Here is a 16,215-nt window from a genome sequence, read left to right as displayed (position 1 = left end):
CGCCGGTGTCTGTGTGCCGACGGCCGCCTTTAGGCCCTGATTTCCCCTCCCCATGCCGAGTTAGGAAGCCCATGAGTACCAGTACCGCGGCGCACCCGCGCCCGCATGTTCCCGACGGCCAGCGTCCAGCAAAGCGCAAGCCCGGCAGCCGCACCCTAGGCGAAGGCAGGATGGCCGCGATGCTGCTGTCTCCTACCCTGCTGGTACTTGCACTGGTCATCGCCTACCCCTTGGTGTCCGCCCTCTACCAGTCGCTCTTCCGGGAAGAACCCGGGCTCGACGAGAACGGTTTCGTAGCCGAAGGTGAGACCTTCGTAGGGTTGGCCAACTACACAGACCTTCTTGTTGGTGACTCCGCCGAACGGTTCCTGAACGCCCTCGCAAACACCACCTTCTTCACCATCACCACTGTCACGCTCGAGACCGTGCTCGGCCTGTGCCTGGCACTGGCCATGAACCGGGCATTCAGGGGCCGGGGCCTGCTGCGGGCCAGCATCCTCATCCCCTGGGCCGTCCCCACCGCCGTTTCAGGGTTGCTGTGGCGTTGGATCTTCCAGTCGGACGGCATCGCCAATGACCTGATCGGCAACGAAATCCTCTGGACCGCAGAGGGCTTCCAGGCGAAGGCCGCCGTGATCATCGCTGAGGTCTGGAAGACTGCACCGTTTATTGGCCTGCTCGTCCTGGCAGGCATGCAGGTTATCCCCGAGGAGGTGTACGAGGCCGCGCGCATCGACGGTGCCGGCTGGTGGCGCCAACTGGGTTCGATCACCCTCCCGCTCGTGAAGCCGACGCTGCTCGTCGCCGTCCTCTTTCGGCTTCTCGACGCCCTGCGGATGTTTGACCTGCCCTTCGTCATGATCGGTCCCGGCAAACAATCCGTTGAAACCCTGTCAATGCTCGCCTGGGACGAATCCAACCAACTGCGTTACGGTTCGGCGTCGGCGTTCGCCATCATCCTGTTCCTCTACGTGGCTCTTGTCGCGATCGTCTTCGTGAAGCTGCTCGGCGCTGATGTCGCCGGGACGAAGGAGATGCGCGTCCTCCGCAAAGCTGGCCGCACCCGGAAGGCAAAGGCACTCTCATGACCCAGATTCCCCTCCTGACCCGCACGGACACCCCCACCGGAACCCTGCGAGAACCCAAAAAGCGCGGCTCGAAGACGTACTTCACCTACCTCGGCCTCGCGGCTATCTTCATCTACTGCCTTTCGCCGTTTTACTGGATGCTGGTCTCCAGCTTCCGCCGCACGGCAGACATCTTCGATAACACCCTCCTCCCCCAGCCGTTCTCCATTGAGAACTATCTCAAGGTCTTCGACGGATCCACGTTGTTCGGCAAGGCCCTCGTGAACAGCCTGATCGTCGCCGGCATCACCACAACGGCCGCGCTGGTGCTCGGAATCTTTGCTGCCTACGCCATTTCGCGCCTGAACTTCCGTTTCAAGTCCGTGATCCTCGGGCTCATCATTGCGACGTCGATGTTTCCCGGCATCTCCGTGGTGGTGCCCCTGCTGCGCCTCTTCACGGACATCGGGTGGATCAACACCTACCAAGCCATGATCGTGCCCAATCTGTCCTTCGCCATCCCGCTTGCGGTTTGGAACCTTACGACCTTCATGAAAGCGCTGCCCTTCGATCTGGAGGAGGCAGCGATGATCGACGGTTGTACTAAGTGGCAGGCGTTCCGGAAGATCCTCCTTCCGCTGGCAGCCCCCGGCGTCTTCACGACGGCGATCCTCACGTTCATCCACAGCTGGAACGAGTTCATTATTGCGCTGTCGATGATCAATGATCCGGAGCTGCAGACCGCCACGGTGGCCATTTCTAAGTTCACCGGGGCTACGGAGTTCCAGGCGCCCTTCGGTGAGCAAATGGCAGCCGGCGTGATCGTCACCATTCCGCTGGTGATCATGGTCCTCATCTTCCAGCGCCGCATCGTCGAAGGGCTCACCTCCGGAGGCACCAAATGACCGGATCGACACCCCGGAACCCCAGGCCCGGCTGGTGGCAGGATGCCGTCATCTACCAGGTGTACCCACGCTCCTTCGCCGACGGCGATGGAGACGGGGTCGGCGACCTAGCGGGTCTGCTGGACCGTCTTCCGTACCTTGCCTCGCTGGGCGTGGACGGCATCTGGATGACCCCGTTCCAGCCCTCCCCGCAGGTGGACCAGGGATATGACGTCAGCGACTACTGCGGAGTCGATCCGCTTTTCGGCACCATGGAACAGTTCGACGAACTGCTGGAGGCGGCTCACGCCCTGGGGCTCCGGCTCTTCCTCGACGTGGTGCCCAACCACTGCTCATCGGAGCATCCCCTGTTCCAAGCCGCCGTCGCCGCCGGTCCCGGCTCACCCGAACGGGCGATGTTCCACTTCGAGAACGGGGGCGACGGCGGAGCCCCGCCGAACAACTGGCAAAGCGTCTTCGGCGGCCGTGCCTGGAGCCGCGTGAATCCCGGTTCAGACTCGGACCGGCAGTGGTATCTGCACCTCTTCTCGCCGGAGCAACCGGACTGGAATTGGCGTAACCCGGCGGTGGGCGACTACTTCGAAGGCGTGCTCCGGTTCTGGTTTGAAAAGGGCGTGGACGGCCTGCGGATCGACGTCGCGCATGCCTTGTTCAAGGCGGACGGACTGCCTGACGCTGAAGGCACTGACGCCGTCGTCAACGGCCTGCGCTCCAACCCGAAAGTATCCGATCAGGAGGACGTGCACGAGGTCTACCGGCGCTGGCGCCGGATTGCCGATTCCTACTCCCCCAGCCGGGTGCTGGTCGGTGAAGTGAACCTGGCGCCGGGCCGCGCCGCCCGGTACACCCGGCATGACGAGATGCATCAGGCCTTCGCGTTTGCGTTCGTCAAGCTGGGCTGGGATGCCGCTGCTTGGGCCGCGGTCGGCACTGAACTCGAAGTTGCCCGCCGGACCCACGGGGCGCCGCCAACCTGGGCACTCGAGAACCATGACATCAGCCGTTCCGTGTCACGGTTCGGCGGAGGTGAACGCGGAGCTCTCCGAGCACGTGCCGGCCTGCTCACCATCCTCGGGCTGCCCGGCGGAGCGTACATCTACCAAGGCCAGGAGCTCAACCTTCCCGACGTCGAGGTCCCGCTTCACGCTCGAGCCGATCCCATGTGGACACGGGGCGGGGTCTCCCGTGACGGGGCTCGCGTCCCGTTGCCATGGACCATCGCTCCCGACAACGCCTACGGCTTTTCCCCTGCCGCTGCAGCGCAGCCGTGGTTGCCTACACCTGCCTCGTGGGGGTCGCTATCCGTGGAGGCGCACGGCAGCGACCCCGGTTCAACCCTGCATCTGGTGACCACCGCACTTTCATTGCGCAAGGAGCTGATCGAAAAGGAGATCTTCTCACCGAACGACGCCAGCGCCTGGCACGTCCACGACACCGGATTGCTTATCTGCGAGCGCGGGGAGCAGATCCTGCTTGCCGTGAACATGGGCGGCGAACCCTCCCGCCTGCCCGGCGGAAGCGTTCTGCTGGCGTCCTCCCCCCTGACCCCGGAAGGGCTCCTTCCACCGGACAGCGCGGCCTGGATCCTCAAAGACCAACCTTAACTGGCTACCGCGCCGCTACGCGGGAGCGGTGGACAAATCAGCAATCCGGCCCACGTAATCGCTAGCCAGCTCGTAGGTGCGGGCAACGGCAAGGATGGTGGATTCCTCAAAGGGGCCGCCAATGATTTGCATGCCCAGGGGAAGTCCTGAGGACGAGAACCCGCAGGGCACCGATACCGAGGGCAGGCCGGTCAGGTTTCCCGGTGCCGACAGCCGGACCATCGCGTCCGTAGCTGTCTCTACGGTCCCGTCGGGCCAGTAAACCTGAGGATCATCCGCGGCGACGGCCGGAGCAGGGACCGACGGCGCAATCAGCACATCGATATTGGCGAACATCTGCTCCCACTCCAGCTTCATGAGCTGCCGCATCCGGAGCGCGTCAATGTAATCCGTGGCCAAGATGGTTTCGCCTACTTCCAGCAGCGCACGTACCTCGGCAGTGTAAAGCTCGGGGTTCGCCCTCATGGCGTGCCGGTGATAGGCACTGGCTTCGGGCATCAGAATCCCCCACTCTGCGGCCTGGATACTCTCGGCCCGTGGGATCCGGACCTCAACCACCACTGCGCCAAGTCCCTCCAGCAGCGTCACGGCATCGGAGACGGCCGCCGCAACTTCAGGGTCAACACGGTCCGTGAAGTAGTTCGTGGGGACACCGATCCGCAGTCCCTTCACGCCTCGCTCCAGCCCGGCGGTGAAGTCCGGCACGGGAAGATCCACGGAAGCAGGGTCGCGGCGGTCGTAGCCCGCCATGGCGTTCAGTACCAGGGCGGCATCGGTGACGTTGCGAGTCAACGGCCCCACATGGTCCAGGGACCAGGACAACGACGCCACACCAAACCGCGAGGCGCGCCCGTAAGTCGGTTTCAGCCCCACCGTTCCGCACAGGGCTGCCGGAATCCGGATGGAACCGCCGGTGTCGCTGCCCAGAGCCACCAGGCAGGATCCGGACGCGACGGCGGCTCCTGAGCCGCCGCTGGAACCGCCGGGACTGGTGTTCACGTCCCAGGGATTGCGGGTTGTCGGCGTAACCACACCGAAGGCAAATTCATGTGTATGGGTTTTACCGACCAGAACCATTCCCGCCTCGGTAAGTGCTGTGACGGCGGCACTGTCGGTCTCGGGAATGAAATGCTCCCTCACCCTGGAACTCGAGGTGGTGGAAATCCCTGCCGTGTTATAGAGATCCTTGACGCCCAGCGGGATGCCGTGCAGAGGTCCTCGGCGCCTGCCCGCAGCGATCTCCTCCCCGGCCGTCTTAGCCTGCGCCAACGCCAAGTCCGCGGTCACGGTGGCAAAGGCGTGGATTTGCGGTTCGACGGCGGCAATCCGGTTCAGCGAGGATTCAGCCAGTTCCAGCGGCGACAGCTCTCCGGCACTGATGGCAGCGGAGGCGGCGGCGAGTGAAAGTTCGTACGGTTCCATGGTCTGTTCCTACTTCCAAGCGGCGCTGAAGGCGGTGGCGGGAGGTGTTTCACCCAGGTCCTGACTGCTCAACGTCCTCAGCAGCGCGTGAATCGGTGCCGCCGCTTCCGCCAGGGCAAGGGCACGCTCGGGGCTGAGATCCAATCCCGCCAGCGCTGCCATGCTGCCGAAGATCTCGGTGTTCTGATCAGGTGTCTGCATCGTGATCCTTCTGGTTGCCGGGGACTGCGGTCCGGCGTGCTGGCCGGTCACGGTCTGGAAGGCACAACCTACCCGCAGCAGGACTGATTAGTCATAGGACTCACCGTCTTACGTGCCGGTTGGGAATCCTCCGCGTATGCTTCCAAGCCCGTCCTGAGGTGTACTCATCTGTGCGCCGCCTTCCGGTGAACGCTGTAACGGCCGTCCCATGCAGGGTCAGAAGGGCCCTGCGGTCACGGACACGAAGCCAGCTAGTCCTCGACGCTGCGGATCACCCGGGCCGGGGATCCGACCACCACCGAGCGGGCCGGCACATCCTTGGTGACCACGGCTCCGGCGGCCACCACGGCGTCGTCACCGATGGTCACCCCCGGCAGGACCGTGACGTTGGACCCAAGCCAGACATTCCGGCCAATCGTGATGGGCGCCGGATGCATATCCGCTCGCCGGCTGGGCGACAGATCGTGGTTCAGTGTTGCCAGGACGGCGTTGTGGCCAATCAGGCAGTCGTCGCCGATGCTGATTCCGCCCTGGTCCTGGAACCGGCAGCCGGAATTGATGAACACCCGTTTGCCCAGGGTGATGTTCCTGCCGAAATCCGCGGAAAACGGCGGGAACACGGCAACCGTTTCGTCCACCGGTTTACCGGTCAGCCGGGACAGCAGCTCCCGTACCTGTTCCGGTTCGTGGTAGCCGCTGTTGAGTTCGCCGGTAATCCGCAGGGCGGCCTGGCTGGCATGGTGCATGGCCTCATGCAGGGGCGAGCCGGCGGTTATGGTCTCGCCGGCGTTCAACGCTGTGAGCAGTTCATCGAGTTCCATTGGCTCAGTATGAGTGATGCAGCCATCCGGGGCCGAACGAGCAGGGATTGATTCCCGTCCCCAAGGCGCCGGTATGCAAGGTTGCCTCTGGACGGAGATTGCCCTGTGCGCCAACCTGTGGTGGTAGGGGCCGCCGGGAAGAAGCAGCGGAGGCCGGACTTTAGTGTCGTCGTTCCCTGAAAACTGTGAGGCCGCATGAGCGATCGTGAGCTACCCGGGCAACCCGGGCTTGCACGGCCCACGCGGATTCTGCTGACCCTTGCGGCGGTGGGAGGTGCCTGCTGGACGGTGTGGGCAGGCCGGTCGCTCCTGGGGCCGCTGGTCCTGGCCGCAGCGCTCGTCATTATCGCGCTGCCCGCACGAAAACCATTGGACCGGCGCGGCGCCCCAAGCTGGGTCGGCACACTCGCCGTCGTGGCCATCGCCTGGGGAATCCTGGTTGTTCTGGGCGTGCTGGTCCTTGTGGCGCTGGGGCAGTTTGGGCGCATTCTGACCACCTACGCAGGCCAACTGCAGGAGAGCGCCGAGACGCTTGAGTCGTTTTACCGAAGCCTCGGGTTCAACACCGTGTCGATGGATGAGATTTCCGGAGCAATCCAGCCGTCTGCACTCCTGACCACCGTTTTCAACGCCGGCACGCAGCTGCTGGGCCTGGGCACGGCCCTCTTTTTCGTCTTCGCCTACGTGATGTTCCTGGGGATGGATGCCGCACGGTGGCAAAATCCCCCGGCCGAGCTGACAGAGACGAGCGGGCGCCGGCTGCAGGCCTTCAACCGGTTTACCACCGCATCCAACCGGTATTTCCTCGTCAACTCGATCTTTGGGCTGATCGTCGCAGTAATTGACGGACTCGCCCTCTGGGTCCTCGGCGTACCCGGCCCCTTCGTCTGGGCGGTGCTCGCGTTTGTTACCAACTACATCCCCAACATTGGTTTCGTCCTGGGCGTGGTGCCTCCCGTTGTACTCGCTGTCGCGGTTGGCGGCTGGGAGCTGGGACTGCTGGTGCTGGCCATTTACTGCATCGTCAACGTCACCCTCCAAGTGCTGGTCCAGCCCCGGTTCGTGGGCGAGTCAGTACAGCTGAGCGTCACGCTGACCTTCGCCTCGGTGGTTCTCTGGACAACCCTGCTGGGAGCGGTCGGCTCGCTCCTGGCGGTACCGCTGACCCTTTTTGCACGCTTCCTAATTATCGGCGGGGATCCCGGTGCGCGCTTTGCACAATGGATCAGCGGGGATGACGGCCCGGAGGAGCAAGGTCCTTCACAGCCCGGATAGCCGCCACCGCCCGCGGGAACCCCACATAGGGGAAGCAGTGCACCAGGGCTGCAATGATCACCGTCTTTGAATGTGCCCCACCTGCAGGCAGGACGCACCCGTACGTCAGACCGGCACACGTCTTTCGCCCGGTGCGGGAGCCTTTCCGGGACCGTGTTTTCCTGCCCGCCGGCGCACCGACGCTGCGAGCCAGATCAGGTAGCCGCCGCCTAACATCAGACCGACGGCGGCCAGCCATCCCCACAGGCCCGGCAAGTACATGGCCAGAAACCAGACCCGCACGTCGTCATTGCCCGTAATCTTCAGCAGCAGCGGCACCAGGCCCTGCGGGATGGCCGACAGCGGGCCAACGGTCCAGCCGATCAGCACCACGGCGGCGGCCTGTCCGGTCAGATCCGGCTCGGCTTCCGCGGAAGCCGTTGCCGGAACGGCGCGGCCGGCACGCATCAGCTGCAGGATTTCGGGTCCCGTCCGGTCCAACCGGCGGGCTGCTGCACGGCCCAGGCTCCAGGCGAGGAGACCACCGGTCGCTGCTCCCAGTCCGACGCCGGCCCACTGCAGCACCGGGTCTTCGAGGCGTGCGCCGGCCAGGACCACTGCCAGGCCGGGCACCGGAGGCAGAAGGGCGGCGAAGAACAGGGCGATCGCCTGCCCAACCCCCTCGCCGCCGTCGGCGGGATTCACTGTGCGTTCGCGGGGATCCGGCCGGGGAGCGGGCAACGCCACCGAGGCGTACGCAACCAATCCGGCACCGCCTCCCACCGCTGCGAAGAGAGCGGCCAGCACCCAGGGCCAGGTCCCCTCAACTGAGCTTGCTGCAGTTAGCGCAATGGTTGCCAGCAGTGCAACGGGGCCGTAGACCAGCACGAAGGCTCCCTGACGGGCACGGATATCGGCGCGCTCGGACCCGGATTGCAGGGTTAGCCAGATCCCGGTTCCGTCGAACGAATACAGATTTGCCGCCAGACTGACAGCCATGACCACCATCATGGTCCCGGCCCACGGGAGCAAGTCCACCACACCGAAGGTCAGCGGCAATACAGCGGTGAGCAAGCCCCAGACCACCGGCGTGGTGAGCGCCGTAAACCGGGCAGGATCCCGCCACCAGCTGCGCAGCTCCTTTCCGAGGATTGCGCCTGCGGCGCCTCCGGACAGAATTCGGTGCCGTTTTCGCGGGGCTGAGCCGCGGACAACTTCCCGGTTGCCGCGGGTTCCGCCCAGGGTTGCGATCCACAGAGCCAGCATCGCACCCCCGAGAATCATCATCCCCATGACGATCAGGCCCGCCGCCGGCCATTGTCCCCGGGCCGCGGACTCCACCGCAGCAAGTCCCCACGACGACGGCACCCACCGCAGTGCCTGCGTCACGGACTCCGGAAATCCCTGCTCAAGAACCCCCGAGGCGAGCAATCCCACCACCAGCATCCAGCCGGACTGCGTGAGCACAAGCACCACGGCCAACAGCACGCCGTTGAGCGCGGCCCCGAAACGGGCTCGGGCCAGCCGCCCCAGCTGGATGTGGGCTACCCGGGACATCAATACCAGCAGCACGGCTTGAAGCGCGGCCACCGGCAACGCCAGCACCCCCACCCACAGCCCTTGATGCGAGGCATAAACCACAAGACTGGCGAATAACAGTACCGTCACCGCAAACGTCGGGGCTGCAAAACCAGCCACGAGCAACCCTCCCGCCAGCCTGTGACGGGGCAGCGGCAGCATCGCCAGGTGCACCGGCCGCAGCGGGGGCGCAGACCATACCGGACCCACCAACCACCCGACCATCCAGGTGAGATAGGCGACGGCGAGCAGATCCGCCACCAGCGAAGCGGGCCTCAGCGGCAGAGCTGCCAGCACCACGGCGCCTGCAGCCAAACCAGCGCCGATCGCCGCACCACTCCAGGTCCAGAAGGCTCCGGAGACGCTGGCCGAGTTTCGCGCCAGCGCCCACCTCATCCGGATCAGTTCCCCAACCACGACAGTTCTTCCGCGCCGCCGCTGCCCGGGTCTGTCAGGGCAACCACGGCGTTTTCAAGCGATCCGGCGCCGCGAACCTCCTCAAGCGCTCCTCCGGCGATGACCTCGCCGTTGGACATGACGGCCACGGTGTCGCACAGTTGCTCCACCAGTGCCATGACGTGGCTGGAGAGCAACACAGCACCACCCCGGGCGACGTACCGGCCGAGGATCCGTTTCAGGCTCAGGGCCGACACCGGGTCCACAGCTTCGAACGGTTCGTCGAGCACCAGGACCCGGGGATTATGCAGAAGCGCGGTGGCAAGCCCGATTTTCTTGCGCATCCCGGTGGAGTAATCCACCACGAGGGTACGTTCTTCTCCCAGCAGATCCATCACCTGCAGCAACTCTTCAGCGCGGGTATCCACTACCTCTGCTTCCAGCCCCCGCAACCGGCCGAGGTAGTTCAGCAATTCGCGTCCGGTGAGGAATTCCGGCAGGGCGAGGGCGTCAGGCAGCACTCCCAGGTCCCGTTTGGGTTGGAGCCTGCGGTGCCAGACGTTGGTCCCGAGCACTGCTGACGTCCCCGCGTCAGGGCGCATTAGCCCTACCGCCATCAACAGAAGGGTTGTCTTACCGGCTCCGTTGGGTCCCACTAACCCGAAAAAGGAGCCGGACAGAACCTCCAAGTCCACTGAGTTGACGGCGATCTTCCCGCCGAAGCTCTTGCTCAGGCCGCGGATGGACAGGGCGGGCGCGACGTTCATGTCCAATCCCCCGGGCTCTTGTTATCCAAACAGGCACACCGTCCCGTCCATCTACTCAACCGGTTCAATGTAACCCTCATCCAGTTCTCCGGCCGGCTCCAGCGGGATGTCCACGCTGCCGCCGGGACGCAGCTGGAACAGGGCATTCCCCACCCGGATCCGGACCGGGGGCAGATTACCCGGAGCGGCCGATACCCGCAGGACGGTGCGTTCCAAGCTGATATCCAGCAGCACCCCGCGGTAGCGAACCCGGAAGGACACCCGCCGGAGCCCTGAGGGCAGCCTGGGGGTGAAGACCAGGTCCCCGGACTCCATCCGCAGCCCCGCGAAACTGCGCTGCACGACGTCGATGGTTCCGGCCATTGCGCCCAGGTGCACTCCGGTTCGGGTTGTGCCGCCCTGAGTATCGTCAAGGTCGGCGTCGAGGGCGTCCCTGAACGTGTCCCACGCGCGTTCCGGATCGGAGGCGGACAGAACGGAGGCATGGGCAACCCGGCTGAGCGTGGAACCGTGAATGGTCCGGGACAGGTAGTAGTCCACCATTGCCCGGATCTGTCCCGGCCCGACGTCGTAATCCATCCGCCGCAGGAGGCGCACCAGATCATCTTCACCCAGGACGTAGAGCAGCATCAGCACGTCGGCCTGTTTGGAGAGCTTGTAGCCGTTGGTGCTGTCTCCCTCCGAAGCAAGGATCAGATCCAGCCGTTCGATGTTGCCGTAGCGCCGCCGGTAATGCTCCCAGTCCAGCTCCTTGAGCCGGCCATAGCCTTCGAACTGACTGATCATGCCGTCATGGAAAGGGACGTAAAGCCGCCGGCCCAGCTGCTTCCAAAACGCCAGTTCGGCCTGGGTGATCCCCAGCTTTTTCCGCAGATACTTGCTGTCCTGTCCGTGCAGTTCCTTGAGGATCCGTGCCGGGAGGGCGCACACCCAGGCGGCCATGATGTTGGTGTACGCGTTGTCGTCCACCCCGGAGCCGGGGTGCTCCGGGTAACCGTCGTGGTACTCGTCCGGCCCCACCACGCCGCGCAGGTGGAACCGTCCGCCCTCCCCCGTTTCGGCCATGGACGCGATCATCCGGGCGACCTCCACGATGATCTCCGCTCCGCGGCTGATCAGCCATTGCCGATCCTCTGTGGCCTGGAAATACTGCCAGACGTTGTAGGCGACGGCCAGGCTGCCGTGGCGCTGAAGCCGGGAGTTGTCCCTCATCCATTTCTGGGAAAACCTGTTGTACAGCCACCGGGGCGTTTCTTCGGTTCCATCGCTGCCGCTGCGCCAGGGAAACAGTGCGCCGGCCAGCCCTGCCGAGCGGGCCGTATCCCGGGCGGCGTCCAGACGGCGCCACCGGTAGTTCAGCACCGAGCGCGTGATGGAGGGCAGCCGCGAGGTGACCAGCGGCAAAACGAACAGGTCATCCCAAAAAATGTGTCCCCGGTAGCCTTCCCCGTGCAGTCCGCGTGCCGGAACACCCACGTCCAGTTCCTCAGTGATCGGGGTGAGCACCTGCAGCAGGTGGAACACATGCAGATTCAGGACCAGCTGCGTCTGACCGTCCGCGTGCAGGTCAAGGCTGAACAAATGCAGCAGCCTGCGCCAGGCAGCCTGGTGGCAGGCAAGGACTGCGGTGAAGTCGGCCGGGGTGCGGGCGAGCACGGCGTGCGCTCCGGAGGCCGCCGTGGAAATGGCCCGGTCACGGGAGGTGACGACGGCGGCGGTTTTGAGGACACTCAAAGGCTTTCCACCGCACAGCTCCCCGCGATGGTACTGCAGCCAGCGGGAGGAATCCGCTCCCGCCCCGGATGCTCCGGGCAGCGGGCTGCTGTCCACCGGGGTGTCTGCGCGGAAGGTGACCCGCACGGCAACAGCGATCCGGATCTGGCTTTGAGTGGTTTCAGCTTCAACGCTTTCCGTGCCGGACTGCAGGTCAACGGCAAGGGTATTGAGGTGGCGGTTTCCCAGCGAGGCGTCCTCGGCCACATTCGCGTTGCGGATGTCGTGGTCAATCCCTGTCCTGAACTCCACCGGCCCGTCCCACCCCCGGGCAGTCACCGTGGTCTCCAATACGGCGAGCGCGGGAGAGGCCATGGACACGACGCGCTGCTGGACAACGTCGAGCCGCTGTCCGTTCCCGTCCTCCAGCAGGACACGGCGGGTCAGGACGGCACGTTGCATGTCCAGCGACCGGTGTTCCCGCCGCAGAATCAGCCCGCCTTCGGACCACCAGCCGCCGGAGCCAAAGCGAAGGTCCACCGGAAGCCAGTTCGGCAGATTCACCATGTGCTCGTTCCACGCCGTCTCACCGCCGATGGCCTCCGGAACACGGTTAAAGATGCCCGCAGCGTAGGTTCCGGGATAGTGAATGGAGTCCGCACGGGCTTCGGGTGCTGTTCCCCGGGTTCCCATCCGGCCGTTGCCGAGCGTTGTCAGCGCCTCCCGGTGCCCCTCGTGCCAGGGATCAAAACCGTCGTAAATCAGCTGCCAGGGGTGGGACAGCACGAGGCCGATGTCCAGCTCCCCGGGATCCCGGAGCACCAGATCCGCCCCGGCAGTTTCCAGCTGGGTGCGCTGTTTGGCCCGGTCAATGCCGACCACCAGTCCGAACCCGCCGCTGCGCGCGGCTTCAACGCCTGCGGTGGAGTCTTCGATCACCACGGCCTGCGAAGGGCTGACGCCGAGACGGCGTGCGGCTTCGAGGAACGTCGCGGGGTCCGGCTTGCCCTCCAGCTGCAGGTCCGCCGCAACAGAACCGTCGACGACGGCGTCAAACTTGTCCTCCAGCCCCGCGGCCGCGAGGATGGCCGGCGCGTTGCGGCTGGCCGTAACCAGGGCCACCGGGACCCCGTCCTTTCGCAGCCGGTCCAGCAGACCCACCGTTCCGGGATAGGCGCGAACACCGTCCTGCTGAAGGGCGGCCTGGAACAGCGCGTTTTTGGCGGACCCGAGGCCGTAGGCGGTCCAGGACCAGGGCGCATCATCCGGGGACCCCAGGGGAACGTCCACTCCGCGGGAGCGGAGGAACCCCAGGACTCCCTGTTCGCGCGGGCGCCCGTCAACGTAGGTGTAGTAGTCGCTGTCCTCAAAGGGGCCGCCCGAGGCTACTCCGGCTCTCCTGTCAGCGAGGACGGAGTCGAAGAGGGCTTTCCATACTGAGCGGTGCACCGAAGCTGTGTCGGTGACGACCCCGTCCATGTCAAAGATGACGGCCTGATAGCGCAGGGGTGTCACCGCGGCAGGCAACGGCAGCGCGGGTGACGGGACGGCATCCGGCCGCGGTTCAGCGGGCATCGGCCGGTGACGCGGCTAGGTGGAGGACGGCGGCTCCGGAGACCCGGTCAGCTGCTAGGTCCGTCAGGGCCCGGTCCGCCGCGGAGAAGGAGTACGGCGTGGTGCTCACGCGGACGGGGATTCGGGCCGCGAGCTCCAGAAACTCGCGCCCGTCCTGCCGGGTGTTCGCCGTGACGCTGAGCAGCCGGCGTTCCTGAAAAAGCTCCGCATCGTAGTCAAGCTCCGGAATGGCGCTGAGGTAGATGCCGGCCACGGCCAGGGTCCCGCCGCGGTCCAGGGCGCGGAGGGCGGGCGGCACCAGCGTTCCAGCCGGGGCGAAGAGAATTGCCGCGTCCAGGAGAACGGGAGGTTCGTCGGCGGATCCGCCGACCGACGCCACGCCCAGTTCTTGGGCCAGACGGCGGCCTTTCTCCGAGCGCGTCATGACGTGGACCTGAACGTCCTCGAACATGGCAACCTGTGCGGCCAGATGGGCCGAGGCGCCAAAACCGTAGATGCCCAGTTTCCCGGCGGGCTGTATGCCGGAGCGGCGCAGGGCACGGTAGCCAATGATGCCTGCACACAGCAGGGGTGCTGCTTCCTCGTCCGTGAACGTATCGGGCAACCGGTAGGCGAAGTCCTCCGGAACCGTGGCAAGCTCAGCGAACCCGCCGTCGTCGTCCCATCCCGTAAAGCGGGGAACGAGGCACAGGTTCTCCCGCCCGCTGCGGCAGAACCGGCACTCCCCGCAGGTGGACCGCAGCCAGGCTATGCCCACCCGCTCCCCCCGGGAGAAGCGCGTGCAGCCAGGGCCTGTCCCAACCACCTCGCCCACGACTTCGTGCCCGGGAATCACTCCGTGCCGTTTTGGCGGCAGGTCTCCTTCGGTCAGATGAAGGTCAGTCCGGCAAACACCGCAGACGCGGACACGGACCAGCAGCTCCCCGGGTCGCGGGACAGGATCCGGGCGCTCGCCGTAAACCAGCGGCCGGCCGGCGGCTGGACCGGTCAGCGGGCCGGGATCATCAACCCACCAGGCGCGCATGTTCCTCCCTATCCGGCCGCAGGGATGTACGCGGATTCTCGGCCCGCCCCGTCCTGCAGGTGATTGCCAACTCTAGCGGCGTGAGCGTCCGCCGGACAGGTTGGCCCGTCCCGACGGGTCCTATCAGGAAAGGTTTGTGTTCTCCCCCGCCGAATCCCGGAGACAGGCATACGCTGCAAGGGGCTGCGTTCCCCTGTTCACAGCCCGCCTGATCGGCGGTCCTCACCCGCCCTCCTGACGGCCGTCGCAACGTAGAGGCCCTGGACCCTTTTCGGGCCTACTTCGGGTTTGAGTACATCACCATGAGAAGGCACACCGCGGAGAACCCTGCCTGTGCCAGCAGGAGCACACCGGGGGCATAACCCAGGAACAGGCCCAGCAGCAGCGGAACCAGCGCCAGCAGCGTGGTGTCCAATCCCCTGATCATGGCCCCGGTCTGAGCCGTGGGCACCGGACCGAACACGGTGTCCACCGGCGGAGCCGTCCAGTCCGGCTGGACCCGATACGCTCCCCGCACGGCCGACGCACCAAACCCCACGCCTGCCAGCGCACCCAGAGCAATCAACTCCGGGCTGCCGGCACCCAGCAGCACCAGCACGGCGCACAACAGCGCGGACCACAGTGCAAGGGCACCTGCGGGCAAAGCCGTCCGGCTCAGCCGCACCATGCTCAGCGACAGCGGCAGCAACAAATCCAATCCCGGCATGATCGCAGTCCGCCGCGCCAGCGCACCCAGCGCCGGAACCACCGCAAACACCGTTGCGGCGATCAGAGCCAGCTGTACCGGAACCGGTTGCCTCCCACCGGTCAGCAGCAGAGTCGTACACAGCGAAAGCAGCAGCACCGGGCGGACCCACAAACCCGGTGTCCGCAGGAAGGCGGCGGTATCGGCCCGCAGCAGCGCTCCAAACGGCGTCCGTCCGCCCTTCGCATACCAGCGGCCGGCGCGTGCGGAAACGACGACGCCGGGATCGGCGGACAGCGCACGCGCCACCTCGTTCGGGTCCATGAGATACACCGCTGACCCGGCATGCCCGGACACCGCGCCGCCGCGGATGAGATCCCGGCCCGGAATGTCCCCCAACCGCGGCCGGCAGACCAGCCACAGCGCGACGGCGGCAGCCAAAGTAACGAGCGCAGGTCCACACAGGCCTGCTGCGGCCTGCCGGGGAACAAAGCTCAGCACCGCCAGCAGCAACAGACCGGGCAGCGGCCCCGAGACCACTCGCCGGGCCAGCCCGGGCGCGGTCCGGCTTGCCCCCGCCGGTGTCGCAGTTGCCGGTCCCCCAGGTGTGGCAGGTCCTGCCCCGACCTGCCGCAGGACCGCGAGCAGCACCGCGCAGACAGCAGCCAGGCCAAACACCGCGGCTGCTCCGAACTGTCCGCGCACGCTGGCTGCAAGATCCGTGATGAAGCCGAACGGCAGATACAGTACAGACGCTCCTGCCCAGACCAGGACCAGGCGGCGGATCAGCCGTCCTGACACCATGTGCCGTCGGTCCAGTGGCAGGCTCAGCCACCAGTACCCTTCGGGTCCGCTGACGGCCGCCGGACCAAGTTTTCGGGCCACCACCATGATCGCCGCCAACGCGGAGAACAGCAGCACGGTCGGTGCCGCGCCGTCGGGCAGGGAGAACGACGGCGGGTCCACCAGGGTGCGCCCCGCCGAGTCCGCGGACCAGGCCAGGGCTACCTGCTCGCGCAGCGCCAGGACCAGTCCCGCCGCGAGTGCTCCGATCGTTCCCGCAGTCAGGAGAGCTGTGTAGACATCAACGAAGACATCCCGGATCCGGCGCCGGCCCAGGGTGTAAGCGCGGGATGCCTGCCGCGTGAAGCGAACAGGATCGAAAACTGTCGGTGCCGTTCTGACGGCGGCTCCGGAGGTCAT

General features: G+C 65.8%; 12 protein-coding genes. 4 read left to right on the top strand and 8 right to left on the bottom strand.

Translation table 11 applies throughout. From position 1 onward, the window contains the following. The first annotated feature begins 71 nt into the window (after positions 1–71). Genes CXR03_RS08715 through CXR03_RS08705 form a run of 3 tightly spaced genes read left to right on the top strand, consistent with a single transcriptional unit; the run spans position 72 to position 3,576 of the window. Positions 72–1,088 (top strand): carbohydrate ABC transporter permease, encoded by a 1,017-nt coding sequence (locus tag CXR03_RS08715; RefSeq protein ID WP_258073565.1) that lies wholly within the window; start codon positions 72–74, stop codon positions 1,086–1,088. Continuing rightward, the gene (locus CXR03_RS08710; RefSeq protein ID WP_104103393.1) at positions 1,085–1,972 is read left to right on the top strand and encodes a carbohydrate ABC transporter permease; all 888 of its coding nucleotides are present in this window, start codon (positions 1,085–1,087) and stop codon (positions 1,970–1,972) included. The genes CXR03_RS08715 and CXR03_RS08710 overlap by 4 nt, the downstream gene beginning before the upstream one ends. Further along, the gene (locus CXR03_RS08705; protein WP_104103392.1) at positions 1,969–3,576 is read left to right on the top strand and encodes an alpha-amylase family glycosyl hydrolase; all 1,608 of its coding nucleotides are present in this window, start codon (positions 1,969–1,971) and stop codon (positions 3,574–3,576) included. Before CXR03_RS08710 ends, CXR03_RS08705 begins: the two co-directional genes overlap by 4 nt. 15 nt (positions 3,577–3,591) lie before the next feature. On the opposite strand, the gene CXR03_RS08700 is transcribed toward CXR03_RS08705, so the two are convergent. The 3 genes from CXR03_RS08700 to CXR03_RS08690 form a co-directional block, all read right to left on the bottom strand. After that, positions 3,592–4,998, bottom strand: coding sequence for an amidase (locus CXR03_RS08700; protein ID WP_104103391.1), 1,407 nt, complete (start codon positions 4,996–4,998; stop codon positions 3,592–3,594). Positions 4,999–5,007: 9 nt separating this feature from the next. After that, positions 5,008–5,199 carry a hypothetical protein gene (locus tag CXR03_RS08695; protein WP_104103390.1) on the bottom strand — a complete coding sequence of 64 codons (192 nt, stop codon included), beginning with the start codon at positions 5,197–5,199 and terminating at the stop codon, positions 5,008–5,010. A 251-nt stretch (positions 5,200–5,450) separates the two neighbouring features. Beyond that, the gene (locus CXR03_RS08690; protein ID WP_104103388.1) at positions 5,451–6,020 is read right to left on the bottom strand and encodes a DapH/DapD/GlmU-related protein; all 570 of its coding nucleotides are present in this window, start codon (positions 6,018–6,020) and stop codon (positions 5,451–5,453) included. A 195-nt stretch (positions 6,021–6,215) separates the two neighbouring features. Here CXR03_RS08690 and CXR03_RS08685 point away from each other — a divergent pair, with 195 nt between their 5' ends. Next, positions 6,216–7,295: an AI-2E family transporter gene (locus CXR03_RS08685; RefSeq protein ID WP_104103387.1), complete on the top strand. Its 1,080-nt coding sequence runs from the start codon at positions 6,216–6,218 to the stop codon at positions 7,293–7,295. A 105-nt stretch (positions 7,296–7,400) separates the two neighbouring features. On the opposite strand, the gene CXR03_RS18280 is transcribed toward CXR03_RS08685, so the two are convergent. The 5 genes from CXR03_RS18280 to CXR03_RS08660 form a co-directional block, all read right to left on the bottom strand. Next, the gene (locus CXR03_RS18280) at positions 7,401–9,269 is read right to left on the bottom strand and encodes a hypothetical protein (protein ID WP_181034533.1); all 1,869 of its coding nucleotides are present in this window, start codon (positions 9,267–9,269) and stop codon (positions 7,401–7,403) included. After that, on the bottom strand, positions 9,254–10,015 hold the full coding sequence (locus tag CXR03_RS08675; RefSeq protein ID WP_104103384.1) for an ABC transporter ATP-binding protein: 762 nt from the start codon (positions 10,013–10,015) through the stop codon (positions 9,254–9,256). The genes CXR03_RS18280 and CXR03_RS08675 overlap by 16 nt, the downstream gene beginning before the upstream one ends. Before the next feature lie 51 nt (positions 10,016–10,066). Then, a complete protein-coding gene (locus CXR03_RS08670; protein WP_258073564.1) occupies positions 10,067–13,243 on the bottom strand; it encodes a beta-phosphoglucomutase family hydrolase in 3,177 nt (1,058 codons plus the stop codon). Between the two features lie 49 nt (positions 13,244–13,292). Continuing rightward, positions 13,293–14,327 carry a zinc-dependent alcohol dehydrogenase family protein gene (locus CXR03_RS08665; RefSeq protein WP_104103380.1) on the bottom strand — a complete coding sequence of 345 codons (1,035 nt, stop codon included), beginning with the start codon at positions 14,325–14,327 and terminating at the stop codon, positions 13,293–13,295. Positions 14,328–14,604: 277 nt separating this feature from the next. Then, complete coding sequence (locus tag CXR03_RS08660) at positions 14,605–16,215, bottom strand: DUF6297 family protein (protein ID WP_104103379.1); 1,611 nt, start codon at positions 16,213–16,215, stop codon at positions 14,605–14,607.

The sequence above is a fragment of the Arthrobacter sp. 08Y14 genome, assembly GCF_002929455.1.
Lineage (GTDB): Bacteria > Actinomycetota > Actinomycetes > Actinomycetales > Micrococcaceae > Arthrobacter_B > Arthrobacter_B sunyaminii.
This window is presented reverse-complemented; position numbering and strand designations above follow the sequence as displayed.

Bases quoted from the DNA above. Each gene is read 5' to 3' on its own strand.
- CXR03_RS08665 (WP_104103380.1), bottom strand. From the start codon at position 14,327: ATGCGCGCCTGGTGGGTTGATGATCCCGGCCCGCTGACCGGTCCAGCC.
- CXR03_RS08675 (WP_104103384.1), bottom strand. From the start codon at position 10,015: ATGAACGTCGCGCCCGCCCTGTCCATCCGCGGCCTGAGCAAGAGCTTC.
- CXR03_RS08700 (WP_104103391.1), bottom strand. From the start codon at position 4,998: ATGGAACCGTACGAACTTTCACTCGCCGCCGCCTCCGCTGCCATCAGT.
- CXR03_RS08715 (WP_258073565.1), top strand. From the start codon at position 72: ATGAGTACCAGTACCGCGGCGCACCCGCGCCCGCATGTTCCCGACGGC.
- CXR03_RS08690 (WP_104103388.1), bottom strand. From the start codon at position 6,020: ATGGAACTCGATGAACTGCTCACAGCGTTGAACGCCGGCGAGACCATA.
- CXR03_RS08710 (WP_104103393.1), top strand. From the start codon at position 1,085: ATGACCCAGATTCCCCTCCTGACCCGCACGGACACCCCCACCGGAACC.
- CXR03_RS08660 (WP_104103379.1), bottom strand. From the start codon at position 16,215: ATGACCTCCGGAGCCGCCGTCAGAACGGCACCGACAGTTTTCGATCCT.
- CXR03_RS08695 (WP_104103390.1), bottom strand. From the start codon at position 5,199: ATGCAGACACCTGATCAGAACACCGAGATCTTCGGCAGCATGGCAGCG.
- CXR03_RS08705 (WP_104103392.1), top strand. From the start codon at position 1,969: ATGACCGGATCGACACCCCGGAACCCCAGGCCCGGCTGGTGGCAGGAT.
- CXR03_RS08685 (WP_104103387.1), top strand. From the start codon at position 6,216: ATGAGCGATCGTGAGCTACCCGGGCAACCCGGGCTTGCACGGCCCACG.